Annotated in this window: 13 protein-coding genes; 6 read left to right on the top strand and 7 right to left on the bottom strand. The window is 45.6% G+C overall.

Features of this window, described 5'->3' with window-relative positions; translation table 11 throughout:
• Positions 1 to 67: 67 nt before the first annotated feature.
• The 4 genes from ACFGVS_RS24750 to ACFGVS_RS24765 all read left to right on the top strand — a co-directional run bounded on the left by ACFGVS_RS24750 (position 68) and on the right by ACFGVS_RS24765 (position 5,252).
• On the top strand, positions 68 to 1,255 hold the full coding sequence (locus ACFGVS_RS24750; RefSeq protein ID WP_439695981.1) for an anhydro-N-acetylmuramic acid kinase: 1,188 nt from the start codon (positions 68 to 70) through the stop codon (positions 1,253 to 1,255).
• 29 nt (positions 1,256 to 1,284) lie between these two features.
• On the top strand, positions 1,285 to 1,644 hold the full coding sequence (locus tag ACFGVS_RS24755; RefSeq protein ID WP_439695982.1) for a nuclear transport factor 2 family protein: 360 nt from the start codon (positions 1,285 to 1,287) through the stop codon (positions 1,642 to 1,644).
• An 80-nt stretch (positions 1,645 to 1,724) separates the two neighbouring features.
• The gene (locus ACFGVS_RS24760; RefSeq protein ID WP_439695983.1) at positions 1,725 to 2,339 is read left to right on the top strand and encodes a hypothetical protein; all 615 of its coding nucleotides are present in this window, start codon (positions 1,725 to 1,727) and stop codon (positions 2,337 to 2,339) included.
• Positions 2,340 to 2,615: 276 nt separating this feature from the next.
• Positions 2,616 to 5,252 carry a GH116 family glycosyl hydrolase gene (locus ACFGVS_RS24765; protein ID WP_439695984.1) on the top strand — a complete coding sequence of 879 codons (2,637 nt, stop codon included), beginning with the start codon at positions 2,616 to 2,618 and terminating at the stop codon, positions 5,250 to 5,252.
• Between the two features lie 83 nt (positions 5,253 to 5,335).
• Here the strand turns inward: ACFGVS_RS24765 and ACFGVS_RS24770 are convergent, their stop codons facing one another.
• From ACFGVS_RS24770 to ACFGVS_RS24780, 3 genes are all read right to left on the bottom strand, one after another.
• On the bottom strand, positions 5,336 to 6,388 hold the full coding sequence (locus ACFGVS_RS24770; RefSeq protein ID WP_439695985.1) for a cobalamin-independent methionine synthase II family protein: 1,053 nt from the start codon (positions 6,386 to 6,388) through the stop codon (positions 5,336 to 5,338).
• Positions 6,389 to 6,496: 108 nt separating this feature from the next.
• Positions 6,497 to 9,391, bottom strand: a complete 2,895-nt coding sequence (locus ACFGVS_RS24775) for a gliding motility-associated C-terminal domain-containing protein (protein ID WP_439695986.1) — start codon at positions 9,389 to 9,391, stop codon at positions 6,497 to 6,499.
• 72 nt (positions 9,392 to 9,463) lie between these two features.
• Positions 9,464 to 10,804 (bottom strand): FAD-binding protein, encoded by a 1,341-nt coding sequence (locus ACFGVS_RS24780; RefSeq protein WP_439695987.1) that lies wholly within the window; start codon positions 10,802 to 10,804, stop codon positions 9,464 to 9,466.
• Between the two features lie 118 nt (positions 10,805 to 10,922).
• Between ACFGVS_RS24780 and ACFGVS_RS24785 the strand changes: the two genes are divergently transcribed.
• Entirely contained in the window at positions 10,923 to 11,351 is a 429-nt protein-coding gene (locus ACFGVS_RS24785) for a MarR family winged helix-turn-helix transcriptional regulator (protein ID WP_439695988.1), read from the top strand.
• Between the two features lie 3 nt (positions 11,352 to 11,354).
• Entirely contained in the window at positions 11,355 to 11,879 is a 525-nt protein-coding gene (locus ACFGVS_RS24790; RefSeq protein WP_439695989.1) for a GNAT family N-acetyltransferase, read from the top strand.
• Between the two features lie 110 nt (positions 11,880 to 11,989).
• On the opposite strand, the gene gldM is transcribed toward ACFGVS_RS24790, so the two are convergent.
• From gldM to gldN, 4 genes are all read right to left on the bottom strand, one after another.
• The gene (gldM, locus tag ACFGVS_RS24795; RefSeq protein ID WP_439695990.1) at positions 11,990 to 13,522 is read right to left on the bottom strand and encodes a gliding motility protein GldM; all 1,533 of its coding nucleotides are present in this window, start codon (positions 13,520 to 13,522) and stop codon (positions 11,990 to 11,992) included.
• A 352-nt stretch (positions 13,523 to 13,874) separates the two neighbouring features.
• A complete protein-coding gene (gldL, locus tag ACFGVS_RS24800) occupies positions 13,875 to 14,681 on the bottom strand; it encodes a gliding motility protein GldL (RefSeq protein WP_439695991.1) in 807 nt (268 codons plus the stop codon).
• 28 nt (positions 14,682 to 14,709) lie between these two features.
• The gene (locus ACFGVS_RS24805; RefSeq protein ID WP_439695992.1) at positions 14,710 to 15,336 is read right to left on the bottom strand and encodes a hypothetical protein; all 627 of its coding nucleotides are present in this window, start codon (positions 15,334 to 15,336) and stop codon (positions 14,710 to 14,712) included.
• Complete coding sequence (gene gldN, locus ACFGVS_RS24810; protein WP_439695993.1) at positions 15,333 to 16,238, bottom strand: gliding motility protein GldN; 906 nt, start codon at positions 16,236 to 16,238, stop codon at positions 15,333 to 15,335. Before gldN ends, ACFGVS_RS24805 begins: the two co-directional genes overlap by 4 nt.

Consider the following 16,238-nt stretch of genomic DNA (forward strand, 5'->3'; position numbering starts at 1 on the left):
AGATATTTATTGACCACACCCATTATTTTAACTTTTGTAAACGGCCAACAAATAGTAATTTAACCGGATGTTACCATTAAACCAGAATCTGCAAAAGCTTTTTGATATTGCACAAAAACCTGTCAAAACCGCCATTGGCTTAATGTCGGGCACATCATTAGATGGGCTGGATATCGCTTTATGCAGTTTTACGGGCAATGGCTTACAAACCCAATTTGAGTTACTACAATTCATCACGATACCATATCCCGAAAGTTTTAAAGCAGAAGTGCAGCAGGTATTCGCCCAAAAAACAATCGACCTGGAGAAACTGACTTTACTAAATGCTTTCATCGGCAACTATCATGGACAACTGGTGCTTCAGGCGCTCTCTGAATGGAATATCGAACCACGTACAGTTGATTTTATTGCCAGCCATGGCCAAACTATTTACCATGCCCCAAAACGGTTACATAAACAGGTGGGGTATCCGAATGCTACATTACAAATTGGCGATGGTGACCACCTGGCAGTAAAAACGGGGATATTAACCATAAGCGATTTCAGGCAAAAACATATTGCCGCAGGCGGAGAAGGTGCACCGTTGGCCCTATATGGAGATGTACTATTGGGCAGTAAACCCGGCGAAGAACGGGTTTTGCTAAATATTGGTGGTATTGCCAACCTTACTTATTTACCTGCTGATAGCGATGCAAGCAAGGTTTTATGTACAGATATCGGCCCCGGTAATACATTGATTGATGCGGCCTGCCGCAAGTATTTTAACAAAGCTTTCGACGAGGATTCTGCTATTGCCAACAGCGGTAAAGCAAATAATGATTTGGTTACCGCACTACTCAACCACCAGTTTTTTGACGAGGCCGCGCCAAAAACTACCGGGCCGGAATTGTTTAACCTGGCGTTTGTTGAAGATGCGCAACAACGATCACAAACAAAGGAGCTGGCTCACCAAGATCTGGTAAGTACATTAAGCGCTTTTACAGCTGCATCCATCATCAATTTTATCGAATCCAATATCGGGGCTGATGATCTAAAAATATTTGTAAGCGGCGGCGGAGCAAGAAACCCCTTTGTGATGGCCCTGTTGAGGCAGGTGTTTGCAAACATTAAAGATACCGGCAGTTTGGGGATCAACCCGGATGCTAAAGAGGCGATATTGTTTGCATTATTGGGCAATGAAGCTTTATGCGGCGAACCCATCGCTATAGGTAACAATCCAAGGGTATTGATGGGGAAATTTAGTTTTGCCCTATAAAAATTGTGTTAATCAGATTCAAATTAGGTATGATAGATAATCAATTTGCATTACAGTTTGCCGCTGATTGGATAACCTGCTGGAACAAGCAGGATTTAGATACGCTGATGGCGCACTACACTGATGATTTTAGTATTCAAACACCTTACGCCCTGAAAATATACCCCGATTGCGGCGGCATCATATTGGGCAAAAAAAACGTAAGACTTTATTGGGAAACCGCTCTGAGCAAACTGCCCGACCTGCATTTCGAGCTGTTGGAAGTACTTACCGGCGTAAACAGCATCAGCATATATTACCACAATACCGATAGCGGCAAAAATGCCGTGGAGAATTTATTTTTTAATGGTGATGGTATGGTGGATAAGGTTATTGTGACGTATAATTGAATGTTGTTGTATCTTAATATATTGCAAACGTCAGTTTGTGAAAGATACTTTTTTATATTTAACGGCATCAAAACCTTTACATGATTAAAAATAAGAAACCCCTCATCGTTAGCCTGATCTGTTTTATCGGTATTAATACCTCTTATTTTTGGGAAAGTTATACAGGTGCTTTATTGCTGCCGCTTACGCTGGCTTGTTTTATAACATTGGTTATTGCGTTTTTACTATTGTTAAGGCAGATATACATGGTGGTACGGGAGCGATTTGCCGATAAGTCAAGATTGTATACCACAATAGCGATAACCGTGTTGCTGGCTCTTATCGTAATTGAGCCGTTCGGGATCATCGATTTTGAAAAACTGGAGGGTAAAAGTATTTTCTCTGCCGGGTATAAAGGAGTTGCAAGCTGCAGTTCGGCTTTAAAGTTAACAGCAGATCATAAATATTTTGTACGGGGAGTTTGCTTTGGAGTAGAACACCTGAGCGGGACCTACACTGTTGCAAACGATACAATAAGGTTTAAGTCACCGGCATCTGGCCGATCAAACAGTTATTATGAGTTTGGTGTAATAAAGATGCATAGTAACCCGCCGGGTAGCCATATTATAGGCGAATTACGCCTGTACAGGTCCGTAAAAGATTCCATGCCATTGCCTATGGGTGTAACGCTGAACGAATTGAAAAGCGTTAATTGATACTAAAAGTTTCCTTGTGAGTAACCAAAAGATTGCAGCGTATTATGCCGCAGCTTTAACAGCTTTTTATCTTTTAAATAAACCATCCAGAATTTGGCGCGATCATCGGAGTTGCAGCCATATACGTTTGCGGAGTTACATAGTTTGGCAGGGAAACCAAGGCCCGGAATTATAACTCATTTTTTCAACGAAATATACAAAGACGCCAACATTATGATTTATCAATAAATAATGATAAGTTGGTATTCATTTCCATATAAACCGGGGATCAGCATAATGGAGGATAAAAAAGGTCGCAGAAGCTTTTTAAAAAAAGTGGGTGTTAGCGGAGCCATGGCCATGATGCCGGCTGCTGTTATAAATATTGCAGATGCCAAAGCGTTGGGCGAACCCGCTGTAGATATTAACGATACTTCGGGCAAACCTGTAAAACGGGCGTACAATACCGCCTATACCGGTGATCATTTAAACCGTGTTGCATTCCCTATAGGCGGTATGGGCGCGGGCATGTTTTGTTTGGAGGGCACGGGTGCTGTTTCGCATGTATCCATACGCAATAAGCCCGATATTTTTAACGAACCCGGTATATTTGCCGCCATTCATGTAAAGGGGGTTGCCCGGGGAGCAAAGCTTTTGGAAGGCCCCGTACCCGATTGGAAAAAGTTTGGCCTCCGCGATGCCGGCAATGGCCTCACGGGTTCAACTACCGGCTTGCCGCGTTTTCACGCCGCCGAGTTTAAAACCGAATTTCCGTTTTGCCACATTAAACTTATTGACCAGGATATCCCATTATCTGTTGGCATTACCGGGTGGAGCCCCTTTATCCCTACCGATGATGATAACTCGAGCCTGCCTGTCGGGGCCATTGAATATCAATTTACAAATACAGGCACATCTAAAGTTAGCGCGGTGTTTAGCTTTAACGCCCGCAATTTTTGGGGCGACGCAAAGGGAAAGGACGCGGTGCTACCCACAAAAAACGGGTTTACGGCTACAGCTACCGGCAACGGCGAAACCAGTTTCCCTTTAGATTTTACGGTATTTACCGATGATGACCATACGGTTGTTGATCATTGCTGGTTCAGGGGTGGCTGGTGGGATCCGTTTACTATGGCCTGGAACGCCATAAAAGATGGCCGGGTGGTTGATAATCCTGCTGTGCCTGCCAATGCCCCCGGCGCCAGCCTTTACGTGCCTTTTGATGTAGCGCCCGGCAAACAAAAAACAATAAAGGTGATGCTGGCCTGGTACTCGCCCGAAACCCGGCTAACATTTGGTACCCCGGGTAAAAAAAAAGAGGGCTGCGACCCGGCCTCGGGCTGCTGCAATTCGCCGGCAGATATTGGTTTGGATAAGTACGACAAGGATTTTGACGGTAAATTTTATAAGCCCTGGTACAGTAACCGTTTCGAAAATATAGATAGCGTAAGCAGCTACTGGCGACAAAATTATAACGACTTAAAAGCAAAGTCGCGGTTGTTTACAAAGGCGTTTTATGCCAGCACCTTACCGCCCGAAGTTATTGAAGCGGTAGCCTGTAACCTTTCTATTTTAAAATCGCCAACTGTAATGCGGCAGTACGATGGCCGCCTGTGGAATTTTGAAGGCTGCGGCGATGACTCGGGTTGTTGCCATGGTTCATGTACCCATGTTTGGAATTATGCCCAGGCAATTCCGCATCTGTTCCCCGCGCTGGAACGCAGCCTGCGGGCCACTGAGTTTTGCGAAGATCAGGCCGAAGACGGCCACCAAACCTTTAGGGCCAACCTGCCGATAAACCCGGTGGCGCATGATTTTCATTCGGCTGCCGACGGGCAACTTGGCGGCATCATGAAGGTTTACCGCGATTGGCGCATCAGCGGCGATAACGACTGGCTTAAAAAGATATTCCCCATGGTAAAAGTGAGTATGGATTACTGCATCAAAACCTGGGACCCACGGCACAAAGGTGTGATAGAAGAACCTCATCATAATACCTACGATATTGAGTTTTGGGGAGCCGATGGCATGCATACCAGCTTTTACCTTGGAGCGCTCCAAAGCTTTATAGCAATGGGCGGGTTTTTAAAACGGGATGTTGGTATTTACCGCGATTTACAGGCCAAAGGCAAGGCGATGATAGAAAACGCGCTTTATAATGGCGAGTTTTTTATACAGGAAATTAACTATACCGGCCTTAACGCCAAAGATCCATCCAAAGAAAAATCATATGGCGGCGAATACTCAAAAGAGGCTGAAGCATTGCTGCATACCGAAGGCCCCAAATACCAATACGGCAAGGGCTGCCTGAGCGATGGCGTACTTGGCGCCTGGATAGGCCGCATGTGCGGATTGGAGGATGTTATCGACAGCAAAAAAATAAACAGCCACCTGCAATCGGTATACAAATACAATTTTAAAAGCGACCTGAGCGAACATGCCAATCCGCAACGCCCGTCATTTGCGCTGGGTAACGAGGCCGGCCTGCTGCTTTGCACCTGGCCCAAAGGCGGCAAATTATCGTTGCCGTTTGTATACAGCGACGAAGTTTGGACAGGTATTGAACACCAGGTAGCATCGCACTTAATGCTCACCGGCAAGGTGGCCCAAGGCCTAAACGTGCTGCGTGCCTCCCGTAACCGTTATGATGGGAAAGTGCGCAATCCCTTTAACGAGTACGAATGTGGCCACTGGTATGCACGCGCCCTATCAAGCTACGGCTACCTGCAGGCACTCACCGGTGTAAGGTTCGACGCGGTTACAGGTGTATTACATATCGATTCGAAAATTGGCGATTTTACAAGCTTCTTATCAACGGCAACAGGTTTCGGTACGGTATCGCTTAAGGCAGGTAAACCATCCTTAAATGTTGTTTACGGGAGCATTAATGTTAAAAAGGTAATGGTGAGCGGGAGGGAAGTGGTGATGGGGTAACGGGATATTTGAAGTAAAAATGCTCCCTTTATAAGACTTGCGAAGTTTTTAAAACTTCGCAAGCCTGGTATTATCATTGTATTTTACGTCGTCAATTCTGCTTCCGCCAGTTTTGTGCCCTCAATCCTGGCTTTTATTTTCGCAAAGGCAGTTTCGCGGGTTGTGGATACATCGTCGCAAAATGGCGAGAAGCCGCAATCGTCGGTGGTGCCCAACTGGTTGGTATTGATAAAGGCTGCCGCTTCAAGTACCCTGTCGCGCACTTCTTCGGCAGTTTCTATTACGGGGTTAAGTACATCTATCACGCCAATAAACACTTTCTGATTGGGCTTTAGGTATTGTTTAATAACCTTCAAAACTTTTACCCTGTCGGGCTCGCTGGCCAGTTGCAAATAAAAGCTGCCTACATGCAGTTCAAATAAATCGGGTAAAAAATCGGCGTAATCAATATCCGCGCTATGGGTCGAATCGTGGTCGCCGCCGGGGCAAACGTGTACGCCCAGTTTTTGCTGTTCTTCAACGGTAAAACGGTCGAATACCTGGTTGTTAAGGCCAATGAAGTGTTTCAATACACCGCCGGATGGATCGAGCTTTAACGATAGCCGTCCTTCTGTAAAATCCATTTGTACTTTATATGCGCCCTGCTCCAGGCAAAGCCTGATGTCTTTTTCGCATTCATTCAGCAGGTCGGCAATAAATTCAGCTTGCGGATAGCCTTCAATTCCATCTGGCGGATAAATTAAACTAAGCGCGGATGCCGATATGATGGCTTGCTTAACGGGCAGACTGGTTAGTTTTTGAGCTGCGGCAAGATATTTTGATGCATAATTACCGTACCTGAACGGCCCTTTGGTAAGCAAAGGCAACTGCCGCGAGTGGCCATCCTCAAAATTGATGGTCATGCCTCCGGATGCTAAGTTGGTTAAGCCCTCCAGCGGATAAGTGACAAAGCTTGATTTGGTTTGCTCACCATCGGTAATAACGGGCGAACCGGTTTCAGCAAACTCCTTTAAAGTGTCGGCAATTGCAGCTGCATAAAGTTTATTTAACTCATCGGCATTGGCTTGTGTGGTAATTGCCGTTACAAGCTCAGGCGACCTCGGAATGCTCCCGATAGGTTCAGTTAGGATTTTCATAGACTTTAAATTGGGTTTATAGATTACATAAATCTACCGCAATTTTATATGGAATAAAAAATATTGCCTGGTAATTATTATAATAACTTGCCAAATGCTTTTAATAACCTAATTAAATATAGTTACTGAACCACTAAGCACCTGTTTTGTGCCTTTTGTGCTGATAACGTAATAGTATACCGAAGCGGGTAATTTACTGCCGTTATAGGTGCCATTCCAGGGCGTGGCATAACCTTGTGATTGAAATACCATACTGCCCAGGCGGTTATAAACCCTCACGGTTGTGGTTGGGTCGCCCTCCAGGCCGGCTATTACCCAGGTATCATTATGGCCATCGCCGTTGGGGCTAAATGCATTTGGTATATGTATATCATCGCAATGGCTGCTTATGGCAATGGTTTGTGATGCCTGGCACCCGTTGTTATCGGTTACCGTTAAAATAACCGATCCTAATTTATTGGTTGTAAAAGTGTTGGTGCCGGGTTGTCCGTTCCATTCGTATTTGACAAAACCTGCGGGGGCTGTAAGGGTAATGCTTTCATTGGTATACTGACAAAGCGTAGCCGATGGTACGTTTAACGTTGGATTGGGAAAATACTGCACCGTAGCAGATTCGTCAACCGTACAACCCGCCGTTGTTGTAACTGTAGCTTTGAATGTGCCCGAGTGCTGGATGCTTATTTTGTCGGATGTAGCGCCGGTACTCCAGGTAACAGTACCGCTTGTATAGCTTGCTTTAAGATCAACCGTTTGACCATCGCATAAGGTGGTATTCACAATTTGTTGAATACTGACGGTGGGCGGCGGGGTAAAACCTAAATTATAAACAGACGACGCGATACTGCACGAACCAGCACTTACAACGGTTACCGTATAGTTGCCACCTATATTGGTTGTTATGCTCGCTTTGTCCTGTTCGTCTGGTAATATATTTCCGTCCCTGAGCCAGCTTACAGTCGTAAACGGGTCTATATTAACATTCGCGATTAGTTGGGCCATATCGCCAATGCAATATGCCGGTTTACTGGCAGATACAACAGGTTTTGGCAGTTTAATGAAGTCGACCTGCAGCTCGGCGGACGAAACCGAGCCGGAACAACCGCTTACCGTCACTTTGTATTTGCCCGGTTGGCTCACGTTTATTGCTGCAGCACTGCCGGTTATGGGGCTGCCATCTTTATACCAGGCGTACTGGTAACTTGTCCAATTCAAAATAGCCGAGGCATCAATAAGTACTTTGGCCGATAGTGTAGCCTGGTCGCCATCGCAGTAGCTTGCTTTATCGGTAGCCAAAACCGGCGTTGGGATAGTAATAAAGTTTACCTGAACCTCTTTTGAAGCTACCCAATTGCCTGCACAGGCGCTTACTTCTACCTTGTATTTGGCGGTTTCGGTGATATTATCAAGCGTGGCTGTTGTATTGCCATTTAATACGCCATCCTTATACCAGCGATATTGGTAGTTGGGTTTGTCGTCGGTTTTTAAGCTCGCTGATGAACCGGCGCAGTAGTTTAATACATCGGGGTAATTAAAGCTGAATACAGGGGCGGCTACCTGGGTGACTGTTAAATGATTTGATTCAAAATGCACCTCTGAGCAGGGATCATACATCACCACATAATATTCGCCGGCCTCCTTAATTGAAAGCGAGGTGCCGCTTTGGTTAGCCATTTCTTTACCATCCTTATACCACTGTTGAATGTTGTCGTTATAAACATAGGAGCTGAAATAAGCGTTAATACTGACATTGGCGCAAAGTTCTATTTTGGTAACCTCTGGTCCATTTCCTTCAAATTGGATAGCTTGTAATTGCTGTTTTTTATCAACATAAGCGCCAAAATCGGGCTTTAAAAGATAAAGCCCGTCAATAGCGGCCACCCAAACGCCGTCTTCACAAACAGGTGTGGTATACGATGTAGCGTTAACGCAAATGTCATTAATCTTTTTATTGCCTAATGGGTCATAGTGGAAAAAGGTGTAATTTCCCATCAGGCCATCTATATTGTTTTTATATCCCGAATTGGTAAAATACAGGCCATTATCAGTGCCTGCCAATACGTTTTCTTTACTTATTGCCTTTTGGTTAAGATAGCCAAATCCAACCAGGCCTAAAATAGAAGTTACCTTGTTAATATTAATTCCTTTCAGGTATTGTTTGTGCGGCCAATCTAAGGTATAGGAGTAGTTCCGGTTGTTCTGAAATATGCCGTCCTCGGTCCCCCAAATCTGGATAAAATATACGCCTGCATTTGCGGTGTTCATGTCATCAATCCAGCCGTAGGTATAACATGCGGTATTAATGCTATTTGCGAAATCCTGATATTTATAATATAGCCAACCACCGTATATCGTCCATTGAGTAAGTTCAATTACGTCATATTGGTAATCCTGTCCGGGATACCACGGGCCATATTCCAGATCGCTGAACATTTCCGTGCGGTAGGTAGCATCGAATACTTTGGCCGGCACTTTAGACGACCCTGCTAACATGACATCATTGTCATAATCATAGTGGCACATACCTTTATCAGTGCCAATGATAATTGAATTGGCGGTAGGGCGCCCTGCCAAACCGCGCGTATTATCGGTAACGTAAGTTCCTGTATAATCTGTGCCTATTGACGTGATTGCGCCCAGCACCCCGTCTGGATTGCCTATTTTTTTTAACGCGCTGTTTTTATATTCCAGTAAAACATCGGCATTGGTGGCAACAAATACCAAATCCTTGTTAACGCCCGCGATGTCGGTAAATCGAAAATTGCCATATGCCGTAAACTTATCCGAAAAATCATCTACTTGTTTGGTGACGCTATTAATTCTGTAAACTTCATTGTTTTTTGCAAGCACCCACAAATATGGGTCATGAAAGTCTCTTTTTATTTTCAAAATATTTTTACCGGGAAGAAAAGTATTACTCAGATGCAAGTCCATATCCTGCTGAGCATGAACTTTGTAAACGGTAGCAATAAGGATTAACAGTAGCAAATAGCGCAAACGGGACATGACAAGGCTTTACAGGCAGAAAGATAAGATAAATATTAAAATATTTAAAACACTATTCTTCCCACCTGGCTGCTATCCCCCATAAATATTATGCTCCAGAAACGCGTTCCTGAATTTACCATGCGGGTCATATTCGGCAACCACCTTTTTAAAATCGGCTATTTTTTCATAACGTGAGGCCAGCACTTTCGGATCGAGCGTAAATACTTTACCCCAATGCGGCCGGGCATTGAAAGGGGCCAGGGCCTTTTCAATAACGGGGAGTAGTTTGGTAACAGCTTCTGTTTCGGGTTTCCAGGTAAAGTGAATGGTTACCGAGGTTTGATTATGGCAGGGGCTCATCCACAAGCTATCTGCCGCTATGGTGCGGATCTCGGTTATAAATAAATGCGGGCCAACCTGCTTGCCTAATTTAGCAATCGCCTCGATGGCCGCTACGGCATGTTTAATCGGCACAAAATATTCTGATTGCAGTTCTTTACCGCTGCTTGGGGTAAAGCCCATTTTAAAATGCGGCAAACGCTCGTACCATGGTCCGGGTACACCTAACTGGTCGGTGCAGCTTTCGGCGGGGTGGTCATAAATAGGGTGCAGGTTTTTGGTGGCTGCTTTGGCTCCATAAAATTCGGGGCCATCGTGATCTTTTTCGGTCATGCGGCTTTTTATCCAAACCTCGTTTACGTAGTCGTTTTGCCAATCGGTAAACAGGCTTACGCTGTAACCTGCAGATACTATCGTTTCAAAATGCTGCTTTACCTGTACCATAGGCAGTTTTAAAAAAACGCGCTGGCGCATCATGTAAGTAGGCTCAATGGCCAGGGTAACTTTGGTTATAACACCTATGGCGCCCAGCCCAACAACTACGGCATTGAACTTTTCCGGGTCGGTGGCTTTTGAAAAATGGACTATACTGCCATCGGCAACAACAACTTCCAGCGCTGTTACAGCGCTGGCCAGGTTGCCGTTTTTTACACCACTGCCATGCGTAGCCGTGGTGATTGAACCTGCAACAGAAATATGCGGCAGCGATGCCAGGTTATGTAAAGCATAGCCTTCTTTATGCAGGTAGGGGGCCAACTCGCCATATTTAATGCCGCCTTCAACAGTAACGGTCATGGCTTTTTTATCAATAGAAATTACTTTATTTAGTTCTTTGGTTGATAGCAGGTCGTCCTTACTATCGGCAATGCGGTTAAAGCAGTGCCTGGTACCCAGGGCCTTTAGCTTGCTGTGTTTTTTTATGAGCTGCTGTACCTCGGCCACCGTAGCCGGATACTGCACATTAGCCGTACTGTAAGTAAGGTTGCCCGCCCAATTTTGTAAAGGAGCCTGGCCGGCCAGGCTGATAACAGGAGATAAAAAAGGTGTAGCCATAAGTGTGCCGCCTAAACGGATAAAGGTTTTTCTTTTCATAACTAATTGGTTGATACAAGGTAGGATTTTAATTGCATAAAAAGTAAAATTAATCACAAATATGGTTGACAAAGTCAACCATATTTGTGAACTTAGCTTTTGTATCAGCATTATTTAAATGGAAACAAAGTCGTCAACGGTTCAACAAATTCGTGCATTTAGCCGTTTTTACACGGATATTATAGGCCTGCTGGATAAACACCTGCTGCAAAGTGATTACTCACTGGCCGAAGCCCGTATCTTATACGAGCTTTACGCCGCTAAAAGCATGCAGGCCTCGCACATTACCTCGGCCATGTATATTGATAAGAGCTATTTAAGCCGGTTATTGAAGAAATTGGAAAAGGATAAACTGATAGCCAGGAAACCTTCGGAACATGATGCAAGGGCGATGATGCTTTCGCTTACAGATAAAGGAATGGCTGAATTTGACAAACTTAACCAGGCATCAGATAAGCAAATTAACCAGCTGATAAAAGATTTACCTGCTGCCAGCCAGCTTGAATTGGTAGCACATATGCAACAGATTATGACTATTTTAAAATAAACAATGAATAACGAAAAGAGCACCACGTTAAACATCAGCGATATTAACATACGGACAGTATTACAACCCGGCGACCTGGGTTACATCGCTTACCTGCACGGAGATATTTATGCGCGGGAATGTGGCTACGGGCTTAACTTTGAGCGTTATGTATTACAAGGCCTGGCCGATTTTGCCAGCCAATACAACGCCGGTAAAGATAGGGTATGGATTTGCGAGCACCGGCAGCAAATGATAGGGGTGCTGGTTGGCGTTAACCGCGGCGATTGTATACAACTGCGCTATTTCATTTTCAGGCCCGAATACCGGGGGCTGGGCCTGGGCAAAAAACTGATGGACGGGTTTATAAACTACATGCGTGAATCGCAGATAAACAAATCGTACTTATGGACAACCAACGAACAGCATGCTGCCATCTCGTTGTATACCCGTTATGGCTTCCGGTTAACCGAAGAAAAGGTATCTAACGGGTTTGATAAAGAGCTTACCGAAAGGCGGTATGACCTGGAACTTAACGACAAATATTGACTACCCAATGCCGAACCCATGGCATTGAATAGTCAATATTATAGAAGCCAAAAGTAGAATGCACAAAGCTTAAGGCTTATACATTGTTTGATATCTGAAACTATATAATATCAATTGGCCGTGAGTGCCACCGGCGCCAGTTGCCTTGGCGAACCATCGGGCCCAACCGCTATAATATTATCAAAAATTACCCTTGAACCTGGCTTGATGCTGTTAAGGGATGCCGTCATGGAATCATTCAGGGTGTTGCCCGATCCAACCTGTACCGATGCGGTTTCGCGGGGGTTGGCTATAATAAGGCTGAACCGAGTGATTTTGAACCTGGCGTCAAAATCAAAATTATCCAGCATGGCAAAAATAGCATTCTGAGCTTTTAAGGCCACGGTAGGTACGCTGCCGCTTGACCGGCCCGAGAACTTTGCGACAGGATCTGGAATGCGTTTGGCCCTGAACTGGGTATGGCTTAATACCTGTACTTTACCCGGCGCAATTTCTGCCGATACCGAAACGGTTACCGTACCCGGAGTAGTCACCCTGGCTACATACTTCCCTTCGGAACCGCTGAGCGTGCCGCCGGAAATACCTATCCTGATGCTTTTTGAGGGGATACCCGGCACAGAAACCGATACCGGGTTATCCACCCCGATATAAAATACATTCATCTTATCGGGCGATACCACTGCCGATGGCCTTGAAACAATATAACGCTGCTCGGGTGTGGTATAAGTTTTTATAGTACCATCGGTTTGTTTTACGCTGATGGTGCCCTTCCAGTTAAATACCCCTTCGCGGCTGGTATTTACATTGTATACGCCCCGTCCATCCTTCACAGATATCGGGTTGCCGCCAACCTGTACAGTAGGGGTCGAGCGTGAATCATAAGCAGTTAAAAATACCTGCGCGGTGTAAGGCTGTCCTTGTATCAGGTACGATGTTGGCGCCACTGCCACTGCCTCAAATTTATCCAGATTCACTACGGCCTGGTCCATTTTGCCCAGTATCTTTTTTACTACTTCCGATTCGGCATTTTTGTTATCTGCCTGGATGCGCGATAGTATCGTAAACGTAGCGGTTAAAGGCACGCCTTCACCAAAGTTCAACTCTTCCCAGTTGCGGTGGCTGGGGCCTCGTTTTACCGGGTCATCGGCATTAAGATTGAATGATACCGTTTTGCTATCCTGCGGGCCTAACAAAGAGAGCAACCGTTCGCGGGTATCATTAATTTTTTGTTTAAGCGCGGTAGCCCGCTTTTTGTTAATCATTACATCAAAGCCGATATCAAGGTTGTCGCGCTGTTTTAAGTCGCCTGTTATAAGGTCGTACCCGTTGCTTTGATTACTAAGTTCTGCTTTGATGTCCCTGATGTAAGTATCCAGATCTGTTGTTGCTTCCCTTGCCTGTTTTGCTTTTTCATATACAGGTTTGGCCCGTTCGGGCGATTCCTTAAGGCGGGTTTGCTCAAAAGTGCTGAATAATTGCTGTACCGAATTACCCACATTTGCCGCCGAAGCAGTTAAGCTGTCGTTTATGGTTTTAAACGCGTCCAGTATGGTTTCTGATACATTCAGGGCCAGCATTGCCAATAAAACCAGGTACATGATATTGATCATTTTTTGCCTGGTGGTTTCTTTTCCTGCAGCCATTTTTTTAAAGTTTTAAATTGAATTATTAATTGTTTTGATAGGGTTGCCGGGTGTACACATTTTGTGGGATGTTGTTGCCCGTAGTGTATCGGGGTTGCTAAAACTATCGGTTTTGAACGCTGGTTAAGACTCACCCGGCGAGGCTGCGCCCGCCACCCTCTCTTCGGCTTCGCCGGAAAGAGGGGCTTGAAAGCGTTTTTGTTTACTTCCATTAAGGATATTCCCCGTTCAATTCCCTCTTTCCACCGCAGGTGAAGAGAGGGTGGCGGGCGCAGCCTTGCCGGGTGAGTTTCGCCGCCCTACATATCCACCATCCTATACCAGCGTTCCAACCCGAAAAGTCGTTCCCCTTTTACTGCATCCGCTGCTGATTCATAGCCGAAAGCATGTTGGCGTAGTAAACATTTAATGATGATATATTTTGCACCAGCTTGTTCACCTCATCCTTAAACACCCGGGTTTCGCCTGCCGACTCGTGCAAACTATTCAGGGTGCCGGTAAGGCCCTGGTAAAACTGGTTAATACGGCGCAGGTTATTATCGGCCCCGGTTAGCTCGCTCTCGTATAATGAGTTTAAATGTGCCAGGTTATGTGTTAGCTTTAAAACCTGTTGCTGATAGGCATGGGCATCATCGCGGCTATCGGCAATGGTAGCAAAGCCGGCCGATGCTTTTTCGAACATGGTACCCAACAGATCAAACTTGGACGAAGCGGTTTTTAGCTTCGCCGCAAATTCGTCTGTCCCTAATGATGCATCAGCTATAGCGTTTATCCGACTCATTTTATCCGAAAATTGTTTTAATCCCTCCCCAAGGTTGTTAATCTTTTCGGGGCTTAGGTCGGCATGAGTAAGCAAACCGTCAAGCGCCGCGGTAACGCCATTGGTTTGGTGCATTGGCCTATGGCTATGCCTTGGGAAGTCGCCCGCATAATCAACTGCCAGTTCAGGATATACCTTTTCCCATTCCGGCTCTTCGGCCGGAGGGAAAAAGCCAAGGGTAAAAAACAGCAGGGCTTCTACTGATAGGCCAAGCCCTATCATATAGGTGCCAAGCTGGCCACCCCAATGGTTAATTTTAAACATAGCGCCAAGGATAACTATACTGGCACCCCAAGAAATGGCTATATGCAGCCAGTTGATTTTTTTGCTCTTTAACATGATATTTGATTTTTAATGGTTTTACAGATCAGAATTTTACATAAATGGTTACCGCCGAATTAAGGCCAGGCAGCAGGCCCCGTAACCCGCTGCTTACTTTGCTGGCCTTATCGCCATAGGTTGATGTGGCCGAACTGGTTGGAATAAACCACCCCAAATCCGTACGCATACCTATGTTTTTGAACAGGTGGATATTACCCAGCCCGGTGCCGATATAGGGTCTTACTTTCGACATGTAGATAGTGTAGTTGGGTGTAGTGCCTATCCCTTCCCTATACACATTATTTGAAAAATAATAAGCAATACCGGTAGATATGTACCACTTACGCGCCAGCCAGTCGCTTTGGCCGTACAGGGGTTGCCAATCGGCAATGGCAAATACCGATGTGCGGTTAAATTGCGCGTCGCGGCCATTGTATTGTACCGTCATCCCCGGGAAGGCATTGAACCCAATCCTGGCGTTAAATGATTTCAAAAAACTGTATGATCCCTGGATGCCTAATCCCTGCGTACCAACCTGTACGCCAAATGATGATGTTGGGAATGCACTGTACTCGGGCAGTACCTGGGCGCTGGCCTTGCCGCAGCAAAACAATAGCCCCGATATAAGCATCATCAATAAAAACTCTTTCAATAATTTTGCTTGCGTTGTCATAGCTTGTCCTCCTTTTTGCTATCTGTTTGTGCTAAATTTTTTGCATTTACGCCCCTGGGGTTTTGCCAGATGTGTTTTTTCAGGTCGGCAATTTTTTGCTCAAGCAGTATAGCTTCGGTGCTGCCCGGCTCCAGTTGCCCGCTTTGTACCCCGCCCGGCGACGCTTGTTTTACCAGGTAGGCCGAAAACTTGTGCTGCATAAACACATCGTCCAGTGTAAAATCAAAAATGTCCTTATCTGGGTTGCTCACATCCTCCTGCACCAGCGTGTACCGCAGCTGCGGAAAATAAAGCCAGAAGGCCGGCGTAAATGCCAGGTTATCTGCCAGGTCGGCCGATGTGCTGATGTGCATCATGGGGGCCAGTGCTACAATGCGGGTATCAACCCGGCCGCGCTGCCTGTCAAAAAACACATCTTCCTTAATCCGGAACCGGCGTACTTTATCGGGGTTGAACTCGTTAAGCGCCATCCTTGAACCGGTTTGGTTGCCGTCTTTATCAAAAATTGGTATCAGCACCGAGTCGGCAAAACGCAGTTCCCCTTGTTTGGCGCTGAGTTTCTTTTTCAGGTCCTCTTTTTCATAAGGTGTGAGCTTGCCTGCTTTTATCCCCTTCATGATGTCTTCCATAAGGGATTTACCGGGGATAGTAAGGATACTGTTGCCTGAATCGGAAAGGTCGATATCCCGCCAAACCTGTGCATATAGCCTGATGTTGGCAGCATTAGCCTTTGGATAGGGGAAAGGCTTTGCTTTTCCTAAATCGGCCGATTTGATTAAATTATCATATGCGGGCAGGGTATCTGTTAACGTACTATCGGCCACTATTGCCTGGGCAAAGGACATACCCCTGCCGAAACCGATCAGCAGAAGGGTTTCAATCACTATCAGTATCTTTTTCAT

It is taken from the genome of Mucilaginibacter sediminis (assembly GCF_051903035.1).
GTDB lineage: Bacteria > Bacteroidota > Bacteroidia > Sphingobacteriales > Sphingobacteriaceae > Mucilaginibacter.